The organism is Ochrobactrum sp. BTU1, from assembly GCA_018798825.1.
Taxonomy (GTDB): domain Bacteria; phylum Pseudomonadota; class Alphaproteobacteria; order Rhizobiales; family Rhizobiaceae; genus Brucella.
The window spans coordinates 451,228-476,855 of record CP076357.1; the positions used below are offsets into that span (position 1 = coordinate 451,228).

A 25,628-nucleotide genomic window follows, 5' to 3' on the forward strand; every position below is an offset into this window, starting at 1 on the left:
CATGTCGGTAGCGCCGTTGTTATGCCTCAAAGGTGTCTGCCGACGCTATCCGTCAGGAGATGGTTTCACGACGGTGTTGGACCACGTAGATTTGACTATCCAACGGGGTGAGATGGTTGCCATAGTTGGCGCATCGGGGTCCGGAAAATCAACTCTAATGAACATTATTGGCTGCCTCGACAGACCTAGCGGAGGAACATATCATATTTCAGGGCGTGAGGCTTCTAACCTCGAACCAGACGCGCTAGCAGAATTGCGGCGTGAGCATTTTGGTTTCATATTCCAGCGTTACCATCTTCTTGAAGAACTCGATGCGATAGGAAACGTTGAGATGCCGGCTATTTATGCCGGCTGCAAGCGAGATGATCGTCGGAGTAAAGCTGTCGATATTCTGCGGCGATTGGGACTAGGCGATCGGACGGGTCACAGACCAGCGCAGCTCTCAGGAGGACAGCAACAAAGAGTTTCAATTGCACGTGCACTTATTAACGGCGCAGACGTTATTCTGGCTGATGAGCCAACGGGGGCGCTGGACAGCCATAGCGGGGACGAAGTGCTGAGAATTCTCGACGAGTTAAATCGTGATGGGCACACGATTATAATCGTAACACACGATCGCAAGATCGCGGAACGTGCACCGCGGATAGTTGAGATTAGTGACGGTTCAATAATTTCAGACAGTCAGCGAGCTGATCAAGGTACGGAAGCAATCCCGCCTTCAAGGCCTTATCGTTCTGATACAGATAAGCAACACAGTTTTTCAGGCTTGAGAGCTCGTTTCACAGAAGCTTTCTCCATGGCACTGAGGTCGATGAATGCAAACAGAATGCGAACCTTCCTCACCATGCTTGGAATAATTATCGGAACGGCATCTGTTGTTTGTGTCGTTGCACTAGGCCAAGGTTCACAGAAGAGGGTTCTCGATCAGATCAGAGACCTAGGAACCAATACACTGTACATCATTCCAGGTCGTGGTTTTGGCGACTTGAAGGCAGCCCAAATTACCACTCTTAACCTAGACGATGCGCATCAAATTGCGAAATTGCCTTATGTTGTTGCCGCGACGCCATCGGTGCTGCAAGTGTCAACTGTTAGAGTTGGAAATAAGGAAGTGAGCGTAAATGTGAACGGTGTGGACGAGCAGTACTTTTCAACACGCAACAGTAAGCTCATGGAAGGCAGTCTCTTTGATCAAAATAAAGTCCGGGATACTGAGCAGACGGCTGTCGTTGATGAGAATGCTAGAAAGAGCCTGTTTCCGAACGATCAAGGGTCAGTTATTGGAAAGACTGTATTGCTCAAATCTGTACCGGTCCGGGTCATTGGGGTGGTCAAGGCTGAAGATCAAGGAGCGGGATCCGCGCAAAACCTTGAGATCTTTCTCCCTTATACCACAGTTCAAACACGTATGACGGGAACCCGCACACTTCACTCCGTTATCGTTAGAGTTAAAGAAACGATTGAAGCCACCCTGGCTGACAAGCTAATCACAGGCTTTCTGAGCTTGAGGCACGGAACAAAAGACTTCTTCATTTTCAATACAAGCAGCGTTCAAAGAACCGTTGAGGAAACGACTGGTACCTTGGCCCTGTTGGTTGCGAGCATAGCCGCGATATCGTTGTTTGTGGGCGGTATCGGTGTGATGAACATCATGCTCGTATCGGTCTCCGAGCGGATTAATGAAATTGGCGTTCGCATGGCTATAGGAGCGAGGCAGAGCGATATTCTGCAGCAGTTTCTGATAGAATCTGTCTTAGTTTGTGTGACGGGCGGTGTCGTCGGAGTTTTGCTCGCGGTTGGTTTTGGCGCAGCCTTTTCTCATTTCAGTACCATGTTTGAACTTATATATTCACCGTTATCAATCGTAATTGCTCTTCTTTGTTCCAGTCTGATCGGCATTGGCTTTGGTTTCATACCCGCTCGCAACGCCTCTAAACTTGACCCAGTAATCGCACTTTCGCGCAGCTAGAGTTAAAGCCTACGGGTATTGGCTCGATCGATTTTTGAGCAAATTTTCGCAGGCTGAATTATATATGGCTATCTTCCCGTATCCTTCGGTAATGCCTGCTGGAGGTCATATGATCAAAAGTTAAGCTCGATCACAACCCCGCACGATGCATCAAGAGCACTGTCTTTTTTTTTAGTCCCTTAACGCGGTCGCGTCACTAGTTACGGGAAGTGTAACGGGAATTAGGCAATCAAGCAGGTATTTGCCTCTGGGTGTGCCACCCAGCTATGCCAACTGCGACCTGTCCCTATTTGTGGAGTCGCAGAACCAGCTCAAAGAAAACCTCTAATATCGACAATTCCTTACGACCACTCCGAAGAAGAACCTTCTATTTCGAACATCTTCTGGCGTTGGACTGAAGGCTAAAGGAGTTCTTCTGCGTTTATCACGATAGAATTGTCCGCGAAATCTTTCGAATATTCGTCAATACGTTCGGCCAATAACTAAGGTTTAACCATATTAGTATTATTTGGAATTAATCTAATAGGTCCTTTTGACATGCTTCACTCCTGTGGTTATGCCCGCCTTGCTCTGGTTTTCGGATTGACAACGTGCTTACAATCGACTGCGGCTTGGTCTGCGGCGTCATTTGCACCTATCAGTCAGCGGCCATTTTTTAACGCCGTTGGCGCTTCGCATATTCAAAGCTCACAGCAGGTGACCAATCACTCGAATACATTAGCTGCGAAGAACTTTTTACACGCAAATAGTGAGAAAAAACTTTTAGATCCCACATCTGCTAAACCTATCGTTCGCTCTAACGATAACCTCGATCATACTACGACCGGAAGCATCGCTAAACAGCGATCAAACCGTCTCTCGGTAACGTCTAGTTATGTACCAACTGCAGAAGATATGGCTCCAGCGATTGAAATGCCAACTGGTATTGGTGCCAAAGACCAGATTGCTGGATATCAAATCCTCCTCGATAGGGCCGGGGCTTCTCCTGGAGCTATCGACGGTCGCCTGGGCAGTAACGTTGACAAAGCTGCAGCTGCATATGGTGAAATAACTGGGAAGTATCTGAATCCCGCCGATTTGACGGCAATCGAGGCTGAATTAAATGTGACGGGCGGTTCCGCATTCAAAGAGTATGTTATCACCAACGAGGATGTTGGGCGCCAGTATGTTGCGTCCATCCCAAGTGACTATGCTGAGAAAGCACAATTGCAGGCTATGGCATATACATCTGTCACGGAGATGCTTGGGGAACGCTTCCAAATCGATGACGGCTATCTGAAAGAGATAAACCCTGGCGTCAACTTCAATCAGCCAGGATCTGTTATCAGAGTTCCCAACCTGAGCAAGGCAAAACGCGCGAAGGTTAATTACATAGTCGCTGACAAGGCTCGCAAGCAGGTTCGTGGATATGATGTGAAAGGCTCGCTTGTCGTCGCGTATCCAGCAACGATCGGCTCATCTGATACCCCGTCACCATCGGGTACAGTTCAGGTCAAGAGAATAGCAATAAATCCCAATTATACCTACAATCCACGAATTAATTTTAAGCAAGGTAATAATGAGCAGGTTTTAACTATTCCTCCAGGTCCGAATGGCCCAGTTGGAACTGTTTGGATTGCTCTTTCAAAACCTACTTACGGGATCCACGGGACGCCTGATCCTTCACGTATTGGAAAGACTTCTAGTCATGGCTGTGTCCGCCTTACGAATTGGGACGCCGAAGAACTGGCAAAACTCGTCAAGAGTGGTGTCGTCGTCCAGTTTACCGAATGACACGATTTCAAGTGTCGGCGTTCTTTTGCAGGAACGAAGAACCCAACCTTCGGGCCATACTTGTCAACGAAACTCTGAATATTGAGTTTTCTTATGCTGACAAGTTCGACTATAGAACGAGCGCCTAGATGAGAACTCTACGCCGCTTTCGCGGAGCATGAATACGAAATATCTGGGATGACTTTCAGAAAAGCTTGCTAATTTCTACTTTGGCAGGAATTCTTCCACACTAACTGGCCGCAACCGCTCATTGCTTTGTACCATTAAACAGAGAGGGCAGGGGCCAACAGCGCAATGAATATTAGCTCGCATTTGCAGCAATCACTTAAGCGAGTACGGCGGACGACGCATCATCCACCATCATTCGTAACATTCTCGATCAAAAGCAAAGACACGATCTCTATGGTAACGTTGATCTGCAGGGCCGCCGGTCGACTTTACTGGGCACATCCAACCACCACCCCTTAACTCATTTTCAACTGGTCCATTCATGAAGGGGGCAAGCCCGCGTAAAAAGAAAGATGACGAACCGCCAAAGTCGCAGTTATTTGAATAACATGTAGTTTTCCCTAGCCAAAAGTCCCCCAACTCCGAAATTAAGAAGCGCTTGATTTCTTCTCTAATGTAGTCCTCAGAAAGTGCCATGGATAGGCACCTCCTCGTTTGAACTGAAACTGAGAATGCTACGCTAAATGATATACACTCTTTGTTGAGAAACTGAGCTTGTTCTAACTTTTGTTGGTTTTGAACCGTCCGCAACGCGATACGCATCCTTTACCGCATATGAGCTCGGAATTACTCGAAAGAAGGGGCCAGACATCCGCTGGAGGATTGGCGTTGAAAAGGCTCTCATATGCCATATTGAATCGAAGCGCCGAAATCAGAGATGCGCTTTTTGTAGAACTTTCATCATTGGGAAGGTGGTGAATAAAATGCCCTGCAACTTCCTCACAAAACGATGCATAATCCTCAGTAAAAATGATGAAACTATGCCATAACTCGTCTACACTTCCACGCATACCGATGGGGTCATGGAAAATTGCACAAATGGCAAGAAACCGTTTAAGTTCCCTTTCACGTGTAATCGCAACCTCGGCGCAGATATCGTACTCGCGCATATAATGCTTTACGACTTTTCCCATCGGATAGGCCATGGCCTTAGCGATAATATTCTGTATTTGCATACTATCTTTATCCGTGACCAGAGTGGGCTCCTCGCAATTTAGAACGTCAGCAAAAGTGGCACCTGAAGTTGTTAAACGGGTATATTTCGACGAATTCTAGATACAAATTGACATTGAGAAATCCTTTTCAGTAAGCGAAAAAATTTGTATTCGGCTTTTTCTATTTTATGTGCGATCCTACCATTATTGTATAAATGCTATGTAACACAATATATTGTGAGAGATTAATAGTGATGATAGACTATCAACTAATAATTATATGCACTCTTACCGCAGGAATTAATCTGATTGGCACGCTCGCGTATGCTGCGCGAATTGCTGGCGTAAGAACAAGACGCATCGCCCTTAGCTTTGCGCTATTTAACATCTTGGTGCTTGTTAGCCGGACATCCAATGGATTTCTCGGGCCATTTTTGGCAAAACGAGTGGAGATGAGATTAATTGACCATGCCAAGCAAAATCTCGTTTGGGATTTCCAATTAATTATGGCGAGTGCATCGATTGCTGTTGCATTTGGAATTCTATTAGTTCCCACAGGACAACGAATTTTCACAAAAGCCATCTCACAATTTCAAATTCATAAGTCGATCATAAAATTACTGGCCGCTGGGCTTCGTCCCAAGGGGGTGAATGAAATACGAAGATCCCTCAGCGTGCCGCGATTTAATATACTGCTGGAGATTACAAAACCATCTGGTGTTTCGATTGGAATAATACTCTCAAACACTATCGCTCAAGCACTACTGACCGTCGGTGTTATCTCCTCCATATATGCCGGATACTTGAATATGGAATTCCGCGTTACTGCATCTCAGCTTTCATCAGTCATTAATGGGGTCGCGACAATCTTATTGTTCACGTGCATTGATCCCCAATTATCGCAACTGACGGACGATGTAGTTCAAGGACAAACAGGAGAGGAACTTTATCGCAGAACGATAGTTTGGATATCAATGAGCAGACTATTGGGAACAATAATTTCCCAGGTATTATTCCTTCCTGCTGCGCATCTGATTGTGGCCATATCGAGTTTTATTTAAGAGCCGAGCTGAGACCTATCTTAGGCGTCCTCAGGGGGTATCAGTTTAAGTGGTTGGCCTGGGCGACTTAAAGGCGTGATGCCCTCGACTATAACCGCCTACTCCTACAGAGCACTGTTTGAGCGAGCTGTCAGACGGAGACGCTCTACCACTAGGCTCACTCAAAAGTACGGCTAAGCATCGCTTGAAGGCGAGATATATCGTAGCAGTCAAGAAACTGGCCAATTAAAATTTTCGACCATAGCGATCTGCATCATCTCTGATGAGCCGGGAAAGTCATCCGTAGGTTAGCCGCACTCATCGGCCACTTGTTAACGTTCAAGATTGAGCTGGTATGCCAATATACCGTAGTATGCGCTTCAGAGATCGCGCCGGATAGCCGTTCTGGCTTGGCCCCGGTGCTGCTGACCATCAACTATTACGGGGCTTTGAATAAGTGTGGCTTTAAACCGCGGTTTTCGAGGCTTTTATGGCCCATAGCGCGTTTGCGCGTCCTATTGCTCTTCCTCGGTGCGCGTACATTCGGAGGGTAGGAGAGAGCCTTCCCAAATTATCTACACTTAACGAACCGAGTGTTGCAGCGACCAAGAATCTGCGGGTACTTACGTTGCCAGAGGCTACGTTCTTTGGTGAGATAGTGGGCTGTTCCCATTTCTTGTTCGCAGTAAGCCTGGCTTGACGCGATAAATAATCCTTAAGGCATAAGGGGGCGGATTGTTTGATCGCGCAGCCTCCATAACGTCTGTGGCAGCACTATTGTTTGAATCAAAACATCTGACTAGTCGTCGGGATTATCGACCTCGCAACCCACCCCATGGCAGCCCACATAATTACCTTGCGTGTCAAAGTTTGGATTGCCGTCCCGACCAAATTGTGGCCGATTGTCGATCTCACTTTCAGCGCGACGACGGCGCTCCCTCTTGCGCTCGCGATCGCGCTCTTCTCGCGCTCGATATTCTTCGGAGAAGCGCTGACGTTCCTCATCCTGCCGCGCACTCTGCTCCATCATGCAATTTGCGAAAGCGTCAGTACCTGTTCGAAAGCCGAAAGACGAACATTTATCCTGATTTATTTCATCGTCCATCACGCATCCGACGACCGCCAGCGGTACGAGTAAAAGCAAAAAAAATCTGATTTTTTTCAGCTCTGCCATCGAATACTCCCATTTGGGGCAGCGACAAGAACTGTGCGGAATCATACGGTAAGTTAGAACGGATGGCGAACAGCTGGGATTGCAGCTCAATCCGGGCTGGAAATCGAGCTGCGAAGCACACGGTAAATGGTTGAGGAGTGAACGTTGAGGACCTTGGCGACATCACGGGGTGAATTGCCTTCGACTAGGAGCTTCTGTCCAAGTACAATTTGCTCGGTCTTTAGTGCTGGTGGCCGTCCGAAACGGACACCCTTCTGCTTGGCAATCGATCGTCCGGCGCTTGTCCGTTGGTGAATAAGCGCGCGTTCAAATTCGGCGATGCCTCCAAAGATAGTCAGCACCATTCGCCCGGCTGGCGACGTTGTATCCGCCCATGGCTCAGCGATTGAACGCAGTCCAGCGCCGAGTACGTTCAGTCTCTCGGCGATGTCGAGGAGATCACGCGTTGAGCGCGCTAATCGGTCCAAGCGGGTGACCACCACCACATCGGTATCACGCAATTGATCAAGCATGCGTTCGAGTTGTACCCGATCGCGTTTTGCACCGGAGACTTTCTCCTCATAGATTTTCTTGCAACCGACCTCAGTGAGAGCAGCTCTTTGCTGTTCCAGGTTCTGGTCGTCGGTGGAGACCCGAGCATATCCAATAAGCATGTCATATCCGTTGCAAAAATCGTTCGCATAACTTTACTTTTGCGCCTGACTTTTGCAACAGAAAAATCGCAATCATTACAATGAGCGGGTGAAGTGTTCTAAAACTTAGGAGATTTGCGACAGCGCGCCCGCTTTGCGCCATTAGCAGCCATAGGGTCGTTGCAGCGAAACCTAATAATGGATCAACCATCCCAGCGTAGAAATGGTTGAAATGGTGGTTAGCTCATCAGCTACGCTAGTGAATTTACAAAACTGGACCACGCTCACGATCAGAGGGCCGCAAGCGTGGTCGTCATCGAAATTTATTTACGGGCGGCGTTCGATTGTATCTCGAACGACCGAGACAGCGGAAAACGCGTTTGGCCAGCCTGCATAGAACGCGAGGTGTGCTACGACTTCCCCTGCTTCTTCCGCCGTAAGGCCGTTATCCATTGCCTTGTTGAGGTGGAACGGTATTTGCGCGCTCTGTCCCAGCGAGATGAGCGACGTAACAGTTACGAGGCTACGGTCGCGCGGTTCGAGATCAGGTCGAAGCCACAAATCATGAAAGAGGGGTTTGGCCGTGAAGTGGTCCAGTCCGGGAGAAGCCGAACCAATCAGCTTGTCGGTTGCCGCAACGCGACCCGCCTCCGCTTCATGATTTAGTGGTCTCAACTCTACGTCTGCCGTCGGGAGAACGCTGACATCGATGTTGCGGGCCGCAAACACCTTGGCAATCTCAAGGGCGGCAGTCTGAGCGTTACCCCACCCTGCGTAAAACGCGAGATGGGTGAGAATCCCCGAAATCTCGGAAGGCTTGACGCCGTTATCAAGTGCCTGTGCAACCTGATCAGACAAGACGACAGGCTGATTGCGGGCAATCAGGGCCGCGACGGTCACGATGCTACGATCACGTGGCGAAAGCTGCGTGCGCTGCCACAGTTCTCCTTTAACGATGGTCTTATCATAATTGTCGAGGGCGGGAGCCGTTGTTTGAAACATGGTAGTCTCCTGAGCGAGTGCCGGTGTGATGCCAAAGGCGATCAGTGCAAGGGTGGTTAAGGTTTTCATGATGCCTCCCATCTCAGTCAGTGACGTACTGGGCGTCTGACACGTGCTCCAGCCAGGTGGCGAACGATGTCCCGTCGGTAGGGGTAACGGCGATGTGGGTCATGGATGTTGAATCAGTCGCGCCGTGCCAATGGCGAACGTTGGGTGGGATGAATACGACGTCCCCCGGCCGAACTTCGCGTTTTGTGGCACCTTCTTCTTGTACCCAACCAATCCCGGACGTGATGACCAGCGTCTGACCGGCAGGATGCGTGTGCCAAGCGCTGCGTGCTCCCGGCGCGAACTCTACGTTCGCACCACTGGCGTTGCTGGACTCGCTTGGCGAAAACAGCATGGTCACCGCCACGTGGCCGGTGAAGTTTTCTTTAGGAGCAATAGTGGTTTTTCGATCACCGCTGGGCGAGTACTGGATATCCTGCGCGAACGCCGGATTGGCGATCAGCAGAGCGACCGAAACAGCAGTCGTAATGATGGCTTTCATGATTTCCTCCTCTCGGTTTGCATCAAGACTGGGTTGGCGCTGCATGCCGAAACTTTGATTTCGAGGGAACGACATGCTGACGGACAAAGCTGCTATCCTTGGGCTGACCCGGCGACGTATTGTTCGTCGGTCACTGGATCGAGCCATGTCGCGCTTTGGCCGTCCAAGGCCTCGGTGATAGCGATATGCGACATTGCGGTGGTCGCGGTGGCTCCATGCCAGTGCTTTTCACCGGGCGGGCACCAGATCACGTCGCCGGCGCGAATTTCCACCTTCTCTTCACCCTCGGACTGTGTCCATCCGCGACCGGAAACGACGATGAGCGTCTGTCCGAAAGGATGAGTATGCCAGTTGTTACGTGCGCCCGGTTCGAACGTCACAAGTGCGGCGGACGCACGTGCCGGTTCTGGCGGCAGATTCAACATGTCGATACGGGCGGAACCGATAAAGAGGTCAGCCGGGCCTTTTTGTGAAGCGCGGCTACCTGCTGGAAATATGATCATTTTGCTCTCCTGACTGATTAGCCGATGTGGCTACCGTCCATGGAGAACAATCTAGCGTTTTACCTGTCTAGTGATTAGACTTACCAAATGGGATGCAGCCATGAAGGATTCTCATTAATGCCGAAAGCTAGTATTGATGAGCTGACCGCTTTCGTGACCATCGCGCGCGAACATAGCTTCACTCGTGCTGCGGCAAAGTTGGCCGTATCGCAATCTGCACTCAGCCACGTCATGCGCGGGTTGGAAGCAAAACTAGGCGTGCGGCTGTTAATTCGTACGACCCGTAGCGTGGGCACGACGGAAGCAGGTGAGCGGCTGTTGCAGGGCATCGCATCGAAACTCGACGATATTGAATCGGAGCTGAATGCAGTCTCAGAGCTACGCGAGAGACCGATGGGCACTATTCGGTTGACTGCCACGGAATATGCCGCGAGCGCCATTCTGCTACCCGCACTCCAAGGTTTCGCCAAGAATTATCCTGACATTCGCGTGGAGATCGTGACTGACTACGGTCTCACTGACATAGCTGCCGAGCGTTTTGACGCGGGAGTGCGGCCAGGTGATATCGTATCGAAAGACATGATCGCCGTTCGGATTGGCCCCGACCAGCGCATGGCTGTAGCAGGCTCACCGACATATTTCGCAGGCCGGAGCGAGGTTCACACACCGAAAGACCTGACTGATCACAACTGCATCAATCTTCGCACTCCCACGCATGGAGGCTTGTTTGTATGGGAGTTCCAGAAGGGGCAGGACGAACTAAAAGTGCGGGTCGACGGCCAGTTCGTGTTTACCACCAGCACGATGATCCTTGAAGCGGGACTGTCGGGCCTCGGTCTTATCTACCTGACGGAAGGCCAGATACAGCCTCACCTCGACACTGGCAGACTGGTCCGCATCCTAGAGGACTGGTGCCCGCCTTTTCCAGGTTATCACCTCTATTACCCTAGCCGCCGACAGCCCACGGCCGCTTTTGCGCTTCTCGTCAAGACTCTGCGATACTTAGAGTAGCGGTGACTTGTGGCACGCAGTCTATCAACGAAGGTCGGGACCTACCGGACAAGGCAGAAGTTTTAATGGCCGCTTAGGGACAATAGCGAACTTTCACCTTAGTCGCAAAAACCCCAAAACCTGCGACGCATTTTGCGACCAAAACCTGTGACGTAACAAGTCTTAGGATTTCCGCGACACGGTTAAACTACCTTTCGGTTGGGATATCGCGCCTTTATTTCGTCCTTGGTTCCCAGTTCCCTGATGAAGTCAGTGAAGCTCGGCGCGACATAGCCGATATTGTCCCAGCCGTAATTTGCGTGCTTGCCGAAAACCTGCTTTCGGACATAGGGCAGATACAACACGTTACCAAAACTTTCCGGACGAAGATCGATCAGCACGGCAGCGTTGTTGTCGCCGGTTAGCGGTAACAGATCAGGTGAGACACGCGGGCTGACGCCTTGGAAATCCGGATGGGGGTAGCAAAACCGTCTCACTACCCCGAGCGTCAACTTCGCATCGAGAACCGGGGTGAAGTGAATGCGAATTTCATTGCGCTTGGAAAAATTGCAAGGAAAGAACCCTGCTCCTATTGACGGCACGACGCCGATGGTCGAATATTTTCGCAAAAATTCCTTGTAGTCCTCTGGCAGGCTCTTCCCCATGATTTCTTCGAGCGCGGCGATATCGGCCTCGGAACTCTCCTGAAAATAGACGGGGCCTCCCGCCTTACGGATTTCCCACATCTGGAAGACCTTTGGATTAAGCGTTTTCAGGTCCATGGCCGTCCTCTTCACTCAGTCGTTCTCGTCTCAAATATGTTGAATCTGTCGCGAAATTCCCGACTTTTACTTCTGATTAGCCTTGTCTTACGATAGCGGTTTTGCTGCTCGACGCTACTGGATAGATGAACTTTATTGTTCATGATCTGGAATGGTGAATATATGGGCCGGCGCAAACTTCTCAAGCAGGAAGAGTGGGAAAAGGTTTTTGGTATTCCTGATGACGAAGTAAGTTTGATCCGGCACTATACTCTGACACCAGAGGATCGGCAGGAAATCGAAACACGCAGGCGCTCGCACAATCAGCTCGGATACGCCGTTCAGCTTTGCCTCATGCGGTATCCCGGACGAACGTTGATGCCAGGCGAGCAATTGCCGTCATCGGTTGTATGGTATATTTCCGAGCAACTCGCGGTTGATCGCGAAGACTTGGATCATTATTCCCAGCGTGAACCCACCCGGCTTGAGCATACCGCAAGCCTTTCGGCCTATCTCAAGATGCGAACGGCGAAAGGTGCTGATCGGCGTACTGCATTACTGGCAGCAATAGAGGCGGCCGCCGCAACAGACAAAGGCCTACCTATCGTTGACGCTGTTGTTGCGGCATTCCGTGCAAACACTGTCCTGCTACCGGCGCAGAATACCATTGAACGTATCGGCCTCGCCGGACGGTCCATTGCCCGGCGGCTTGCCGAAACTGCGGTACTGTCAGGGTTTTCGGCAAAACAGCTTGAGCAATTTGACAGCCTTCTCAAGGTCGATCCTATGATCAGACAGACCCGGTTCAACTGGCTGCGATCAGCTCCGGACGCACCGGGAGCTGATAATCTGGTCAGCCTGATGGAACGGCTGGCTTTTGTACGCTCTCTTGCCATCGATCCACGCCTGCAAAGCCGAATCCACTCAGCGCGGTGGAACCAGTTAGTGCGCGAGGGTGATGTAACACCTGCATGGCTGGCAGCAGATTTCAACGCAGGTCGCAGACGCGCCACGATTGTCGCGCAGATGATCAAGTCAGGCCAAAAACTCACCGATGATGCGGTGACCATGTTCATCAAACTGATCGGCAGGCTGTTTTCGCAGGCGACAGCCAAGCAAAAGCAGCGCCATATGGACACACGAAAGGAAACTGCCAAGGCACTTCGGTTGTTCAGGGATACATTGCGCGCTCTGGTCGTCGCAAATGACACCGGTTTGGATGTCATAGAAACGCTTGATCGCGAGATTGGCTGGAACAGGCTCTTGCAGGCACAGTCCGTCATTGAAGCAATGGTAAAAGAGGCCGAACCGGATATTCTTTTTCTGGCGGCAGAGAGGTATGGCAATGTACGCAAATACGCAGTGCTATTCCTGAACGTGTTTACATTCCGTTCCTCACGACAACACGATCCCCTGCTTTCCGCCATAAGGACACTCAAAACCCTAAATGACGGTGGCAAACGAATACTGCCCGACAAGGTGCCGATGTTTCACCTCGTCGAGCGGGTTCGCAAGCTGGTATTAACTGCGGACAAGTCGGACCGGCGGCGCCTTTATGAAATCGCCACCTTGGCTGAACTGCGTGACCGCTTGCGATCGGGCGATATCTGGGTCGAAGGCAGTCGCGCATTCCGCCCGATCGACGAACATCTCATGCCCCGCCCGGCGTTCGATGCACTCAAACAACAGGACAAGCTCGGTCTCGGCGTGCAACGTGACGGCGTCGCGTACCTCACAGAAATGCGACAAATGCTCGATTTTAACCTCAAGCGGCTTGCCCATCGTGCCCGCAACGGAAAGCTCGAAGGCGTTCGGCTTGAAGACGGAAAACTTATTGTCACGCCGCTTGCAAGCGATGTGCCTGTTGAGGCCGATGAGTTGAATGAAGAATTGACCGGTATGTACCCACTCGTCGAAGTTCCTGATCTCCTAAAAGAGGTTAACGACTGGACCAGTTTTGCCGAGCATTTTACCCATGTGCGCACCGGCGAACCTCCACGCAGTATTCCAGCCATGCTGGCGGGCACTCTTGCCGACGCCACCAACCTTGGCCCCAAACGCATGGCAACTGCATCCAAAGGCATCAGCGCGCATCAAATTAGTTGGTTGCGACTGTTCCACGCGCGTCCGGAAACATACCGTGCGGCGCAAGCATGCGTAACTGACGCGCACGCCCGTCATCCTCATGCGCTCCTATGGGGAAATGGAACCACTGCGTCATCGGATGGTCAATTCTTTCGGGCCAGCGACCGCGCTGCGAAACGCGGGGATGTGAATCTGCATTATGGCAGCGAACCAGGCACAAAATTCTACAGCCATCTCTCCGATCAGTATGGCTATTTCAGCATACTGCCAATTAGCCCGACAGAAAGCGAGGCGGCCTACGTTCTGGATGGCCTTTTCGACCATGAAACAATCCTCAATATCGAAGAGCACTTCACTGATACGGGCGGTGCCAGTGATCATGTCTTCGCCCTCTTCGCCCTGATTGGAAAACGCTTTGCCCCGCGACTACGAGATCTGAAAGGACGGAAATTCCACACATTCGAAAAGCAAGAAACCTATCCCGCGCTCAAGGAGCATATTGGCGCGGTCCTCAATATTGATCTCATTCTGGAATACTGGGATGAATTGCTGCATCTCGCTACCTCCATCACCACCAGATCAGTTGCGCCGTCGACAATCCTCAAGAAATTGGCCGCTTCGCCCAATCCAAGCCAGCTCGCCAAAGCCTTGCGCGAGCTTGGCCGCCTCGAACGCTCCCTCTTTATGATCGAATGGTACTCGAGTTCTGCTCTTCGCCGACGTTGTCAGGCAGGCCTCAACAAGGGTGAGGCTGCGCACAAGCTTAAGCGCGCCGTTTTCTTCCACGAGCGCGGTGAAATCCGCGACCGCTCATTCGACAGCCAAGCATTCCGTGCCTCTGGTCTCAACCTCGTCGTCAGTGCTATCGTTCATTGGAATACGGTCTATCTTGAAAGGGCCGTCAAGCACTTACGACAACAGGGCCGGCATATTCCGGATGTAGTCCTCAAACACGTCTCCCCGTTAGCGTGGGAGCATATAAATCTAACCGGGATTTATTCGTGGAATGAACCGCTGACTCTTGTCAATGGCTTCAGACCGCTTCGATCGTCAAGCAGTTTGGCCCATGCGGCATAGCCGGCGTCAGAGTGTTCTTCGATTGTTCTAGCTTACCGTATGATTCCGCACAGTTCTTGTCGCCCCCCCTATATGGTCGATCCGATCAATCGCGTAGGCCCGATCTGCAAACCATAACTCGATCTCTGACGGGTCGAGCGTATCAATCAAGGCAGGCGTTGGAACCGCACAACCGGATGCACGGATTGTCCGTATATTGTGCTGATACCGGCGAATTCGCTCTTCCAGCGGATATTCGGGACCGTGTTTTAATATTTTGTCGGTGGGCCATGTTGGCATCGTTAGCTCCTCCCTAGGGAACGGTTTCGAGGTCCGTTTCGCGAAACTCGTTATCCGTCGCCAATAACCACCAAAATTGATATTCTGGATTTGTTCGTCAAGTTAGCCAAAATCGCACGTTCGAGCCGACCGGGCCTCATGACGTTACACGACCGGAAGCTGGGCAAATTCTGCAATCAAAGTACAAACGATTATTACAAGAATGCGACTTCGAAGAACGCCATGTTCGTTCCTGTTCATTAGTGTCCATAAGCCCGTCGCGAGGAGGGTACAAAGGATTGTTATTCTAATGTCATTCCGGACATGATCCGAGTACATGACTACAAATGCCGAGAGAGCAATTCCTCCCGCCAATATGAAAAGAAATCCTTTCGAGAAAATTTGGCTAAGGTTTTGCAGCTGAAGCTTTGTCATAGCAGAAATTCTCTCGGACACTGGTTGAAGTCTTGTATTCTTTTTTGGTCAGTTTAATCGTCATTGGCTGGCCTACAGGCTTAGGCAAGCTCTATGTCGGTTTTCGGGAAATCGTCACCCTTGAAGAGCAGGGGTAACCGGTATTCCTGAGCGCAGGCGTAAGCGAAACAATCGCCCAGGTTCAAGCGAGCGGGGTGGGCCACAAATTTGCCGTAGGTGCGCGCCGCTTCAATCGCTCTGCGATGGGTTGCGCCACTGATCGCCATTTCCCTTGCGCCTAGCTCCGACATGAATTTCTCGACATGCGCTTGCGCCATGTCAATCGTCTCGGTCGGTATGGGTACCTGTGAGCCTACCTGTTTGTTTGCTAATCGCCTCGCGAGACTGATAACGGCTTCGAACATTGTCAGTGACGAATAATATATCGGCGATGTCGTCTTTTCGAGTTTTGCCAGAAGATAACCGGCGTCGTCTTCATTGCTGAGAATTGCGACGATGGCAGAAGCATCAAGATACATTAATCGTCCTCATAAAGATCATCGCTGAACTTCTTCATGTCAAAGGGTTCCGGATTCGGACCAAGAATGGCTGCGAATTCATCCTGAATGACTTTGACACGATCGCGCAGCGGTATAGAATCCTTTGCGCGCTTTAGTTCATTTTGTAGTGCCCGTCGTACCGCTTCAGTTTTGCTTGGCGCGTTGGTGATTTTCTGAACCTTCTTCGCCAGTTCATCAACAGCACTATCGCGAATGTAAAGGGACATGGCTTTTCCTTGGATATCCCAGTTGGTATATTCCGTATATTATAACTCGGATATACATTCAATTCAAGGCGGGAACCGGTCGTACGGGAGAAACGCACGACCGGCCTGCGGCTTATTCAGCCGCTTGGGAAAACTCCGCTTCATCGCCGGCGCATCCAGTTTCTTCGCCGGTTTCGTCATCCATGGTTTCGGTTGCAGTTTCCTCCGCGATCCGAACGGGGACAGGGAGCCATCCGCTACCGGAAACAAGGCGCTCTGCGATCAAGACCGCTTCGCCTTTCTTCTTGGCGGCACGGACTGACAATTCCGCCTCCTTGCCTTTGGCTTCGGCCACTGCCAGTTCAATCGTCGTCCTGTTGACGTGATTGAAATAGCTGTCACCGGTCGCCTCGAACCAATCTGACATATCAACGTCAAGTGACCGGGCCAGTTGATCGGCTTGTGCCACATCGCCCTTGCGCTGGCAGAATTTCGGCTCGACCGCATTGACAGAATGAGCGGCGGCAAAAGCCAGAAGCGATAGAAGCATGTCTTGTGGCTGCTCACGCAGCCAATCGAACAGGTCATCGGGATTGCCGGGGAGAATATCGCCGAAGCGATCCGACAGGTCGTTGAAAGCAGACAAGCCTTTGCAGTTTTCCGCGTCCTTCATGGAACGTTCAAGCCGCTCATGAGTGACACGAATTTGCAAGGCGCTATGACCGCCGTAGGGATAAACAACGTCGATCAACATGGAATGCACCACGGCAACGAGTGCGATACTGTTGATGGCCCAGAGCAAGGCGCCAGTCTTACGCGATGCGCCTGCCGTTGTTGGGTAAGCAAGTCCTTCGCGAACTTACCCAACAATTATTAGCCTCAATGTGACGCCTGATACCGGCCCTTTAAGAGTATGGCGATTGTGCTAATGAGTGCCGCCAACGCTAGATACAATGCGAATGCAAGATTGTTACCAGTTGCATCAATCAAGAATGTAATAATCATCGGCGATAACCCTCCAAATATCGTTACTGCTCCGGTGTATGAGACAGATGTGCCAGTTGCACGAAACTCTGGTGGGAAAAGATCCGCGAGTTCAGCACTTGCGCCCACAGCGAAGAAAATCATAAGTGCCATTTGGCAAGCTTGAACAAATAACAAGGTTTCGACACTGGGATGAGCGTTTAGGTACCAGAGCAGTGGGTAAGCTAGAACAAATGTTCCGATGCATCCAAACATCATCAGGCGTCGAATACCAACACGTTCTGCAAGCAGACCAACAAAAGGCGAACCTAACGCGCCGACCAATCCAACTACAACCTGACCAAGATATCCGGCACGAAGCGGAAGTCCCAACTGGCGAGTTGCATAGATTGCAAAATAGTTCGACGCGTATGTCGCGACTGTCCAGAAGAGAACAATAAAAACGCCATATATGATGGCGTTTTTATACCTTAATGCCTGCTTCAAACCAGATTCGTGCACAACTTTAAGCGTATTTTGAATGTTGGGCTCATTCGCCATCTGCCGCCGCAGATAATAGCCCACGGGCACAATGAGCAGACCAAGAATGAATGCGAGACGCCACGCTCCGTCCATAACTTCTGTTTCGGTGAAAAAATACGTAAGTCCCACCCCCACTAAACCGGCGAGAAGGGTGCCACACGATTGCGAAGCCGGGAGCAATGAAGCAAGAAAACGACGGCGGTTAGCGGGAGCAGATTCTACCATGATGGTGAGAGCCGCGCCCAGTTCTCCGCCTGCCGACAAGCCTTGAAACAATCGACCAACAACCATCAAAACAGGTGCTGCAATCCCAATCGTTGCATAGCCGGGACAAGCTGCAGTAATCAGAATGCCTAAGCCCATTAGAAGCAGAGAGAAGCTGAGTGCTTGTCGCCGCCCTACGCGGTCCGCAATCCTCCCAAGGATGATGGCACCCAATGGACGGACCACGACACCAACGGCCACGGTCGCCAATGTAAGCAGTAATGCCGCTGCGTCAGACGTTGCAGGGAAAAACGTTCGCGAAATTGGTACCGCAAAGATTGCCAGAAGTACCCAGTCATAAATTTCAAGAACAGTACCTATTGAAGCTGCCGCGGCTATCTTTTTGTTTCCCGAGGTCATTTTATCCTGCGCGGTAAAGACGTCGGTATTTTCTTGCGCAATCTCGTTATGCGGCATGGGAAACCTCGGCTAAATATGTTTCAACAAGGCGCGAGAAATAGGTTGCACCGATAGGGATCAGAGCGTCGTTGAAGTCGTAGCAATCGTTGTGCAGCTCGCAGGGGGCCGTCGCACCGTGCTCGGTACGGTGCGAACCATCGCCGTTCCCGATAAATGCGTAACAACCTGGTCGTTCGAGCAGCATGTAAGAAAAATCCTCGCCAGCCATGGTTGGTTTGACGCTACGGTGAACGTTTTCTATCCCAACGATTTCTTCTGCGACCCTCATGGCCATATTAGTTGGCTCAGCGGAGTTTATCGTGGCGGGATAGGAGAGATCGTAGCGAACGTCAGCCGAGCAACGATGGGAACTCGCCACACCTTGTGCGATCTCTTGAATGCGGGAACCGATTATCTGTAAGACGCTGGGATCCAGCGATCGAACGGCCCCGGACACTCGACATTCGTGCGCAATAACATTGTTCGCGACGCCGCCATTTATCATACAAACTGATAGAACAGCGGGATCGATGGGATCTACATTGCGACTTACAATTCCTTGAAGAGACATGACAAGTTCACTTGCCGCCAGAACCGCATCAGCCGACAGATGAGGCATGGCAGCATGGCTGCCGATCCCAGTTATGACAATTTCGAATACGGCGCTGGCTGCCATAAGCGAGCCAGTTCTGGAGCCTATTTGTCCGACAGGTAAACCCGGCCAATTATGCAGCCCAAAGATCATGTCGCATGGAAATCGCTCGAACAGACCGTCTTTCACCATTTCTCGACCGCCGGCTAACCCTTCTTCTGCCGGCTGAAATATGAAATTTACCGTCCCGTCAAAGCTCCCTTCTTCTGCCAAATATTTCGCCGCTCCCAGCAGCATGGCAATATGTCCGTCGTGTCCGCAAGCGTGCATTATTCCTGGCGTGCGGGAGCGATGAGAAAATGTGTTTTTCTCTTGAATTGGCAGCGCATCCATGTCGGCTCGCAGCCCAATGGAGCGAGAGCCGGTGCCCCTTTTTAGGGTCCCGACCAACCCGGTTTTTCCGATACCGCGGTTGACAGTTATCTGTAAATTTTCAAGATAATCAGCGATAAGATCAGCGGTCTGATGGACGTCGAAGCCCAGCTCGGGATTGGCGTGCAGGTGTTGGCGCAAATCACTTAGCTTGTCCGAAGCCGCCACAATGCTATTGTAGAGCTTCATGTTACAATGGTTCACTTTGATCCCCTGATTTATCGTTAGTGTTCTTAAACAAATGGGTAGGAGCTCAATCCGACATTGAGCCCCAACACGTGTCTGAAATTACAGCGGCGGCCGGTTCAGAGTTTATCTGCTGAGAATGCCAGACGTTGCGCGCAATACATCGAAGACTGCTGCGAGTTCATTCTCATTACAGTAATAGTGGGGCGAGAACCGGATAGCGTCATTTCGCACGCTGCATTTTACGCCAGCAGCATCCAGGCTTTCGAACAGCAAATTCGTTGGCGTTTTATTGTCCTTGATCAAGATGATGCCGGATTGGGATTTGTCCGGCCAATCGCTGAGGACTTCGTACCCTGCGCGCTTTGCCTGGTCTCGGATGCGCGCTCCGAGCTCCAAAACATAGCCCTCGATCCTTTTCAATCCAATGAAATCGATCTCTTCCAATCGCTTTGAAAGGCCGAAAATACCAGCGGCGTTCTCCGTGCCCGGTTCAAACCGTCTGGCGTCCGGAAGAAAATCGAGCACTCGATGAAACGCGAAAGCGTCCTGCACACTGAGCCAACCGATAACACGTGGACGAATGCGCTCAAATGCCCTCTCCGAGAAGCCCATCGCACCGATTCCAACCGGTCCGAGCATCCACTTGTGGGCGCTCACCACAAGCACATCTACTCCATCAGCCTGCATATCCAGGCTCAGAACACCGACCGATTGCGTACCATCAACCACCAGGAGCGCGTCATATTCCCTGCAAATCTCCGCAAAGGCGGCGACATCAACCCGGAACCCACTGTAGAATTGCACATGGCTTACCGCCACTAGCCTTGTTCTGTGATCAACCAATGCGCGGAGCTCATCGGGTGATAGCGCCCCATTGTGGGCTTTCAGCTTACGGATTTCGACTCCCTGCTGAGACAACGATTCCCAAATGAGATAGTTAGAAGGGAACTCCAGCTCCGGGATAACAAGATTATCACCGGCCTTCCAATCCATACCTAAAGCGACAAGCGACATGCCATGGGAGGTGTTCTGGACATAGGCAGTCCGATCTGTCGTGCAACCAATGAGCTTAGCCGCGAGGCGACGGCCCTTATCACGGGTTGGCGCACTTGCTTGCGTGATTCCGGAAGTGTCGACCGCATGAAGAGACGCCTGATGGATAACGGCATCCCGTACGCCAGTCGATATGGGCGAGACTGCGGCATTATTCCAATAGATGCACTCATTCACGATCGGATACCGGGTTCGGATTTCCGCCACCTCGGTCGCGGTCAAGCTGATTGTCTGCATCGATGAAGCGTGTGCGTTCATAAATAGCCTCGGACTATCGATTAATAATTTGTTAGGTCGAATTGCGGGGAAAAGTGATCAGGAGACGGCTTCCCTCCGATAACATTGATAATTAATGGGAAATCTGGTCTACGGAAGTTATGATGCGAGATGTGTCGACTGCTGCGATAGACATCCCGTATTTTTCCAGGACGGTCTTGTAGGTGCCATTTGCAATCAATTCCTGGAAAATTTTCTGCATCATTGCAGCGGTTGCCTTATCACCCTTCTGAACGGCCACCCCTAACGGCAATACATCATAAACGCCCGGCTCGATCACGAGCCTTCCCTTGCTTGTCTGTTCGTAATATCCCGCTGCTGTGGAATCGTCCAAGCGAGCGTCCGCCCGGCCAGTCAGGACCGCCTGAATCGTATCCTTTTGCTCGGGATATATGGATTTTTCGATTTTCGGGTGGTTCGATTTCTGACACTCTTCGCTTAACTTGTCAGCGGTGAAGTCAGCTGCCGATCCAGTCTGGACCGCTATTCGCAATCCACATAAGCCTTCTGCACCCGAAATGCTGCCCTTTTTGTCGGGCGGAACCATTACGACGGTTCCCGATTGAAGAAACGTGACGAAATCGACCTGCTTCAGGCGATCTTCCTTCACCGTGAACGTTGCCCACGCCACTTTTATTCTTCCAGCAGCAAGGGCTGGAATTTGTGACGCGAACGGTATTCGCTGGATATCGAGTTTTGCCGCAATGAGCTTCGTTGCCGCGTTTGCCAGTTCTATATCCAGCCCAGCTGGTCGTCCATCCGAGTCCACAAACTCGAATGGAGCATAGTCGAGACCGCTTGCAATAGTGAGAGTACCGGACGATTTGACAGAGTCTATCACCGGGATTTCCGCGCCAAACGCATTTTGCGCCAGCACCAGTGTAAAAAGAAAACCTAGATGCGTCGCCTTCATGATGTTCCCCATTATGTTTTTGGTTGGCCTTCGCCTCACAAGCAGATCATATTGACGCCCGTGAATCGAATTGAAAGTATGCATTGACAATATGAAGGTGATTCATGCCGTATTCAGCACCGCAGTAATTCGAGGGGAGGTGACATGGCCGAGTTTTCCCTGAATCAGATCGACCTAAACTTATTGAGAACATTCGATGTTCTTATGCATGAGCGAAGCGTGACGCGAGCTGCTGATCGGCTTGGCCGTACACAATCCGCTATTAGCCATTCGCTCGGCAGACTTCGTGAGGTCTTTCAGGACGAACTTTTCACGCGGGATTCAGGAGTAATGGAGCCAACGGCGAGAGCAAAGGAGCTGGGCGAGGTCATTTCGCGATCACTGCATGAGATCCGTATTGCCGTGGATCGACATTTGAACTTCGATCCGGCAACCAGTGTCAGAAATTTTCGGATAGGTCTGTCGGACTACACCGCCGTCACATTCCTTCCGGAACTGATCGAGACTTTCTCCAGTCTCGCTCCAAATGCTTCGTTAAATGTCGTCCATGCGCGGGAGCCAGATGCTTTAGGCTTACTAAGAAACCGCGAAGTCGAATACGCGGTCTTGGGCAATGCAAAGCTCGATACGGCACATTTTGAAATGATGGAGCTTTCACGGGATCGCATGGTATGCGGTGGGTGGAAGGGAAATCCGCGTATGAGCGATATGTCGTTGGACCGGTATCTTGCTTCGCCGCATCTTCAGATTTCGGCGGACGGGATAGCAAGAGGTGTCGCAGACATAGCGTTGGAGAATCTTGGCCTGCGTCGCAAAGTGGTTGCCACAATACCTCATTATCTGGTCGCACCTTGGGTAATTAAAGGGACAGAATTGATTTCGGTGTTTGGTGATGGGGTGCTGTTCGCTCTAACCGAAGAAAGCGAGATAACAATCGTTCCAACGCCAATAGAACTACCGGACGTCACAATTTCCATGATATTCGACAGAGCCAATGAACTCGATCCCGGACATCGATGGTTCCGGGACCTAATTGTAACTATCTCAGAGAAACAGAAATCGCTGAAAAAGGGGCTTTACAGGCGCCTGAAGCTAGAAGCCATGAACGAAATAAGACGATAATAGTTGTGATCTTTGATTGCGATAGCACCATCGGTTCGAATCACGATAGTCACACGCGGTACCTTTTTCAGTGCAGTTCGAACATGGCTTCGACTTCAACCGCTGCTTGCAACGGTAGTGAAGTTACCCCAATTGTGCTCCGCGTGTGGTATCCATGTTCGGCAAAGACTTCCACCATGAGATCTGAAGCACCGTTCATGACACGTGCGTGATCTGAAAAAGCGGGGGCAGCGGCAACAAAGCCGCCCAATCGAACGACGCGTTTGATTTTATCTAGGCTCCCCACAGCTGTCCGCGCCTGAGCGAGCACATTTATGGCAGCAGCACGTGCAGCGCTAACCCCATCATCCACCGACACGGTTTCACCAAGCAAACCTGTCGCGACAAGCTTTCCGTCAGCAGAAAGGCACAGCTGGCCGGAAACATAGAGAATATTTCCGACCTGATGTGATGCCACATAGTTGGCAATGGGTTTCGGTAGATTTGGCAATTCTATCGCCAAATTAGAAAGACGCTGATCGAACGAAGAGGTCATCGGTTAATCCTGTCAACAATGTGGTTGCAAATTGAATGAAGCAACGAACGGGCTAAGAAGGCCCGTTCGTCGAATGTCAAAGAACCCGCGCCAAAAACTCTCGTGTTCGGGGGGACTGCGGATTGGCAATTATTTCCCTCGGATTCCCTGATTCAACGACGACGCCACCATCCATAAAAATCAGCTGATCTGCCACCTCGCGGGCGAACCCGATTTCATGGGTTACGACAACCATCGTTATCCCGCCCCGGGCCAGGCTCTTCATAACATCGAGAACCTCGCCAACGAGTTCCGGATCGAGGGCCGATGTTGGCTCATCAAACAGCAGCACTTTGGGGTTCATTGCGAGGGCTCGCGCGATCGCCACCCGCTGCTGCTGACCACCTGACAACTGCCTCGGATAGGCATCTCGTTTATCGGCCAGGCCAACCCGCCGAAGGAGTTCCATGGCCTTGCCGGTTGCATCGCGAACGCTCTGTCGCTTGACGCGAACTGGCGCCTCGATCAGATTTTCCAGAACGGTCATGTGAGGAAATAGATTGAATTGCTGGAAAACCATGCCGATTTCCGCTCGGCGTTCACAAATCCTGCTAGGAGATAACTCGTAGAGCCTGTTTCCTTCTAGTCTATAGCCGACGAAATCTCCATCGACGAGCATCAGGCCGCCATTTATTTCCTCGAGGTGGTTTATGCAGCGAAGGAACGTGCTTTTTCCAGAACCGGATGGACCGATTATGCAAGCCACCGAACCAGTAGGAACCGTGAGGTCGACACCCTTCAGCACTTCAAGATGGCCATATGATTTACGTATGCCTTTGGCATGAATCATGGTCGTGTGTGCGATCCCAAACCGATCATGATGTGTTTGCGAGCCGGTCATGCCAAAGCCTCCTTACGGCGCAATTTGGTCAGATTGCCAAGTATGGTCGCGGCGACGCCGCCCGTGTTGCGGTGTTCGTCGCGGCTGAAGTGTCTTTCTAGATAGAACTGACCGACGGACATTATTGACACCACGGCCAGATACCAGAACGACACGACCAGAAGCAGCGGGATCGTCTCAAATGTCCGGGCGTAAATCGACTGTGCGGAGTACAGCAGATCGCTGACTGCTATGATGCTGACTAGCGAGGTCGTTTTTAAAAGGTTGATCGTCTCGTTGCCTGTTGGCGGAATGATCATTCTCATCGCTTGCGGTAGAATAATCCGCCTCAAAGCCATACCCGGCTTCATGCCAAGGCAAGCGGACGCTTCATATTGTCCTTTGCTTACTGATTTTAGTCCGCTTCTAACTATTTCGGCCATATAGCCCGATTCATGGAGGGACAGAGCGACTGTGGCCGAAACTAACGGTGTCATGATGTCGTTCGTCGATACGGAATACAACGTGCCAACCCAGGGCAACCACACCGTAACTTCTTTCACGACAATCGAAAGATTATACCAGAGGATCAATTGGACGAGGGCAGGTGTCCCTCTGAAAAACCACACGAATGTCGCAGCAGGAACTGAGAGCAGTTTGCTTGGTGACATCATCATCAAAGCTGCGATGGTACCACCGATGGTCGCAAGTATCATTACAACGATCGTTAGAAGAATCGTCGTTCTAAGACCGTTGAGTATCAGTGGATTCAACAGATAATGGGCGACTACTGGCCATTGGAACTCTGGATTGGAAACCGCGGATTTTATGATCGCTGCTACTAAGGCCAAGACAACTGCCACGGCCAGCCATCTCCATGTGTGCCGTAGTGGAACTATTCTCAATTGTTCTTGGTCGATACGGTCAGTCGCCCGCTGTTCGGTTTTTAAACCCGTCATTCCTTCTCTCCCATTAATCCGTTTACGCCATCGGCGCAGCGTTTCCCGGATTGTTCGACGCTTCATGTCGTTTTCTAGCTGCCGTACCTCTCATTCACCGGCTTTACCTGCCGATTATGTTGGTGCGCTCCGCAAGAGGTACGACTGTTCCCGTGCTACACATTGCAGTAGAGCGCGTTATTCAATCAAATTAATAGTTCGCATTATCTAAATGAATGCAGCTCATGAAATTGCATCGTTCCATCCAACGCAGCCATCGACCGGGACAGTTGACTGCTTGTAAGTTTCGTAGGTTTCCATCTATAATGAGAAGAATATTTATCTCACAATATCAATAACTTAGTTCCATAATACATATTATCTGATTGATAT

Annotated in this window: 23 protein-coding genes and 2 pseudogenes; 6 read left to right on the forward strand and 19 right to left on the reverse strand. The window is 50.9% G+C overall.

Annotated features, from left to right (window positions below):
• Position 1 precedes the first annotated feature (1 nt).
• On the forward strand, positions 2 to 1,969 hold the full coding sequence (locus tag KMS41_25645; GenBank protein ID QWK81229.1) for a MacB family efflux pump subunit: 1,968 nt from the start codon (positions 2 to 4) through the stop codon (positions 1,967 to 1,969).
• A gap of 891 nt (positions 1,970 to 2,860) precedes the next feature.
• Positions 2,861 to 3,742: pseudogene (locus KMS41_25650) on the forward strand (L,D-transpeptidase).
• A 360-nt stretch (positions 3,743 to 4,102) separates the two neighbouring features.
• On the opposite strand, the gene KMS41_25655 reads toward KMS41_25650, so the two are convergent.
• Both KMS41_25655 and KMS41_25660 read right to left on the reverse strand, forming a co-directional pair.
• Complete coding sequence (locus KMS41_25655; GenBank protein QWK81230.1) at positions 4,103 to 4,387, reverse strand: hypothetical protein; 285 nt, start codon at positions 4,385 to 4,387, stop codon at positions 4,103 to 4,105.
• An 83-nt stretch (positions 4,388 to 4,470) separates the two neighbouring features.
• Entirely contained in the window at positions 4,471 to 4,926 is a 456-nt protein-coding gene (locus KMS41_25660; GenBank protein QWK81231.1) for a hypothetical protein, read from the reverse strand.
• 236 nt (positions 4,927 to 5,162) lie between these two features.
• On the opposite strand from KMS41_25660, the gene KMS41_25665 reads away from it, so the two are divergent.
• Positions 5,163 to 5,966: a lipid II flippase Amj family protein gene (locus KMS41_25665; protein ID QWK81863.1), complete on the forward strand. Its 804-nt coding sequence runs from the start codon at positions 5,163 to 5,165 to the stop codon at positions 5,964 to 5,966.
• 778 nt (positions 5,967 to 6,744) lie between these two features.
• On the opposite strand, the gene KMS41_25670 is transcribed toward KMS41_25665, so the two are convergent.
• The 5 genes from KMS41_25670 to KMS41_25690 form a co-directional block, all read right to left on the reverse strand.
• The gene (locus KMS41_25670; protein ID QWK81232.1) at positions 6,745 to 7,119 is read right to left on the reverse strand and encodes a hypothetical protein; all 375 of its coding nucleotides are present in this window, start codon (positions 7,117 to 7,119) and stop codon (positions 6,745 to 6,747) included.
• 86 nt (positions 7,120 to 7,205) lie between these two features.
• Positions 7,206 to 7,772: a recombinase family protein gene (locus tag KMS41_25675; GenBank protein ID QWK81233.1), complete on the reverse strand. Its 567-nt coding sequence runs from the start codon at positions 7,770 to 7,772 to the stop codon at positions 7,206 to 7,208.
• Positions 7,773 to 8,078: 306 nt separating this feature from the next.
• Positions 8,079 to 8,834, reverse strand: a complete 756-nt coding sequence (locus KMS41_25680) for a carboxymuconolactone decarboxylase family protein (protein QWK81234.1) — start codon at positions 8,832 to 8,834, stop codon at positions 8,079 to 8,081.
• A gap of 1 nt (position 8,835) precedes the next feature.
• The gene (locus tag KMS41_25685) at positions 8,836 to 9,303 is read right to left on the reverse strand and encodes a cupin domain-containing protein (GenBank protein QWK81235.1); all 468 of its coding nucleotides are present in this window, start codon (positions 9,301 to 9,303) and stop codon (positions 8,836 to 8,838) included.
• A 92-nt stretch (positions 9,304 to 9,395) separates the two neighbouring features.
• A complete protein-coding gene (locus KMS41_25690; protein ID QWK81236.1) occupies positions 9,396 to 9,806 on the reverse strand; it encodes a cupin domain-containing protein in 411 nt (136 codons plus the stop codon).
• A gap of 117 nt (positions 9,807 to 9,923) precedes the next feature.
• Between KMS41_25690 and KMS41_25695 the strand changes: the two genes are divergently transcribed.
• On the forward strand, positions 9,924 to 10,817 hold the full coding sequence (locus KMS41_25695) for a LysR family transcriptional regulator (GenBank protein ID QWK81237.1): 894 nt from the start codon (positions 9,924 to 9,926) through the stop codon (positions 10,815 to 10,817).
• A 182-nt stretch (positions 10,818 to 10,999) separates the two neighbouring features.
• Here KMS41_25695 and KMS41_25700 read toward each other — a convergent pair whose 3' ends face one another.
• Positions 11,000 to 11,578, reverse strand: coding sequence for an SMI1/KNR4 family protein (locus KMS41_25700; GenBank protein QWK81238.1), 579 nt, complete (start codon positions 11,576 to 11,578; stop codon positions 11,000 to 11,002).
• 162 nt (positions 11,579 to 11,740) lie between these two features.
• Here KMS41_25700 and KMS41_25705 point away from each other — a divergent pair, with 162 nt between their 5' ends.
• The gene (locus KMS41_25705) at positions 11,741 to 14,719 is read left to right on the forward strand and encodes a Tn3 family transposase (GenBank protein QWK81239.1); all 2,979 of its coding nucleotides are present in this window, start codon (positions 11,741 to 11,743) and stop codon (positions 14,717 to 14,719) included.
• Positions 14,720 to 14,746: 27 nt separating this feature from the next.
• On the opposite strand, the gene KMS41_25710 is transcribed toward KMS41_25705, so the two are convergent.
• The 8 genes and pseudogenes from KMS41_25710 to KMS41_25745 form a co-directional block, all read right to left on the reverse strand.
• Positions 14,747 to 14,998 carry a hypothetical protein gene (locus KMS41_25710; GenBank protein ID QWK81240.1) on the reverse strand — a complete coding sequence of 84 codons (252 nt, stop codon included), beginning with the start codon at positions 14,996 to 14,998 and terminating at the stop codon, positions 14,747 to 14,749.
• 494 nt (positions 14,999 to 15,492) lie between these two features.
• On the reverse strand, positions 15,493 to 15,930 hold the full coding sequence (locus KMS41_25715) for a type II toxin-antitoxin system VapC family toxin (protein ID QWK81241.1): 438 nt from the start codon (positions 15,928 to 15,930) through the stop codon (positions 15,493 to 15,495).
• Positions 15,930 to 16,178: a type II toxin-antitoxin system VapB family antitoxin gene (locus KMS41_25720; protein ID QWK81242.1), complete on the reverse strand. Its 249-nt coding sequence runs from the start codon at positions 16,176 to 16,178 to the stop codon at positions 15,930 to 15,932. Before KMS41_25720 ends, KMS41_25715 begins: the two co-directional genes overlap by 1 nt.
• Positions 16,179 to 16,290: 112 nt before the next feature.
• Positions 16,291 to 16,938: pseudogene (locus tag KMS41_25725) on the reverse strand (chromosome partitioning protein ParB).
• Between the two features lie 98 nt (positions 16,939 to 17,036).
• A complete protein-coding gene (locus tag KMS41_25730) occupies positions 17,037 to 18,344 on the reverse strand; it encodes an MFS transporter (GenBank protein QWK81243.1) in 1,308 nt (435 codons plus the stop codon).
• The gene (locus KMS41_25735; GenBank protein QWK81864.1) at positions 18,334 to 19,539 is read right to left on the reverse strand and encodes an amidohydrolase; all 1,206 of its coding nucleotides are present in this window, start codon (positions 19,537 to 19,539) and stop codon (positions 18,334 to 18,336) included. Before KMS41_25735 ends, KMS41_25730 begins: the two co-directional genes overlap by 11 nt.
• Positions 19,540 to 19,662: 123 nt before the next feature.
• Positions 19,663 to 20,850 carry an aminotransferase class V-fold PLP-dependent enzyme gene (locus tag KMS41_25740; protein ID QWK81244.1) on the reverse strand — a complete coding sequence of 396 codons (1,188 nt, stop codon included), beginning with the start codon at positions 20,848 to 20,850 and terminating at the stop codon, positions 19,663 to 19,665.
• A gap of 91 nt (positions 20,851 to 20,941) precedes the next feature.
• Entirely contained in the window at positions 20,942 to 21,781 is an 840-nt protein-coding gene (locus KMS41_25745) for an ABC transporter substrate-binding protein (protein QWK81245.1), read from the reverse strand.
• A gap of 144 nt (positions 21,782 to 21,925) precedes the next feature.
• On the opposite strand from KMS41_25745, the gene KMS41_25750 reads away from it, so the two are divergent.
• Positions 21,926 to 22,903 (forward strand): LysR family transcriptional regulator, encoded by a 978-nt coding sequence (locus tag KMS41_25750; protein QWK81246.1) that lies wholly within the window; start codon positions 21,926 to 21,928, stop codon positions 22,901 to 22,903.
• A 67-nt stretch (positions 22,904 to 22,970) separates the two neighbouring features.
• Here the strand turns inward: KMS41_25750 and KMS41_25755 are convergent, their stop codons facing one another.
• The 3 genes from KMS41_25755 to KMS41_25765 all read right to left on the reverse strand — a co-directional run bounded on the left by KMS41_25755 (position 22,971) and on the right by KMS41_25765 (position 25,256).
• Positions 22,971 to 23,438, reverse strand: a complete 468-nt coding sequence (locus KMS41_25755) for a RidA family protein (protein ID QWK81247.1) — start codon at positions 23,436 to 23,438, stop codon at positions 22,971 to 22,973.
• Between the two features lie 76 nt (positions 23,439 to 23,514).
• Complete coding sequence (locus KMS41_25760; GenBank protein QWK81865.1) at positions 23,515 to 24,267, reverse strand: amino acid ABC transporter ATP-binding protein; 753 nt, start codon at positions 24,265 to 24,267, stop codon at positions 23,515 to 23,517.
• A 47-nt stretch (positions 24,268 to 24,314) separates the two neighbouring features.
• Positions 24,315 to 25,256, reverse strand: a complete 942-nt coding sequence (locus KMS41_25765) for an amino acid ABC transporter permease (protein QWK81248.1) — start codon at positions 25,254 to 25,256, stop codon at positions 24,315 to 24,317.
• Between the last annotated feature and the right edge of the window lie 372 nt (positions 25,257 to 25,628).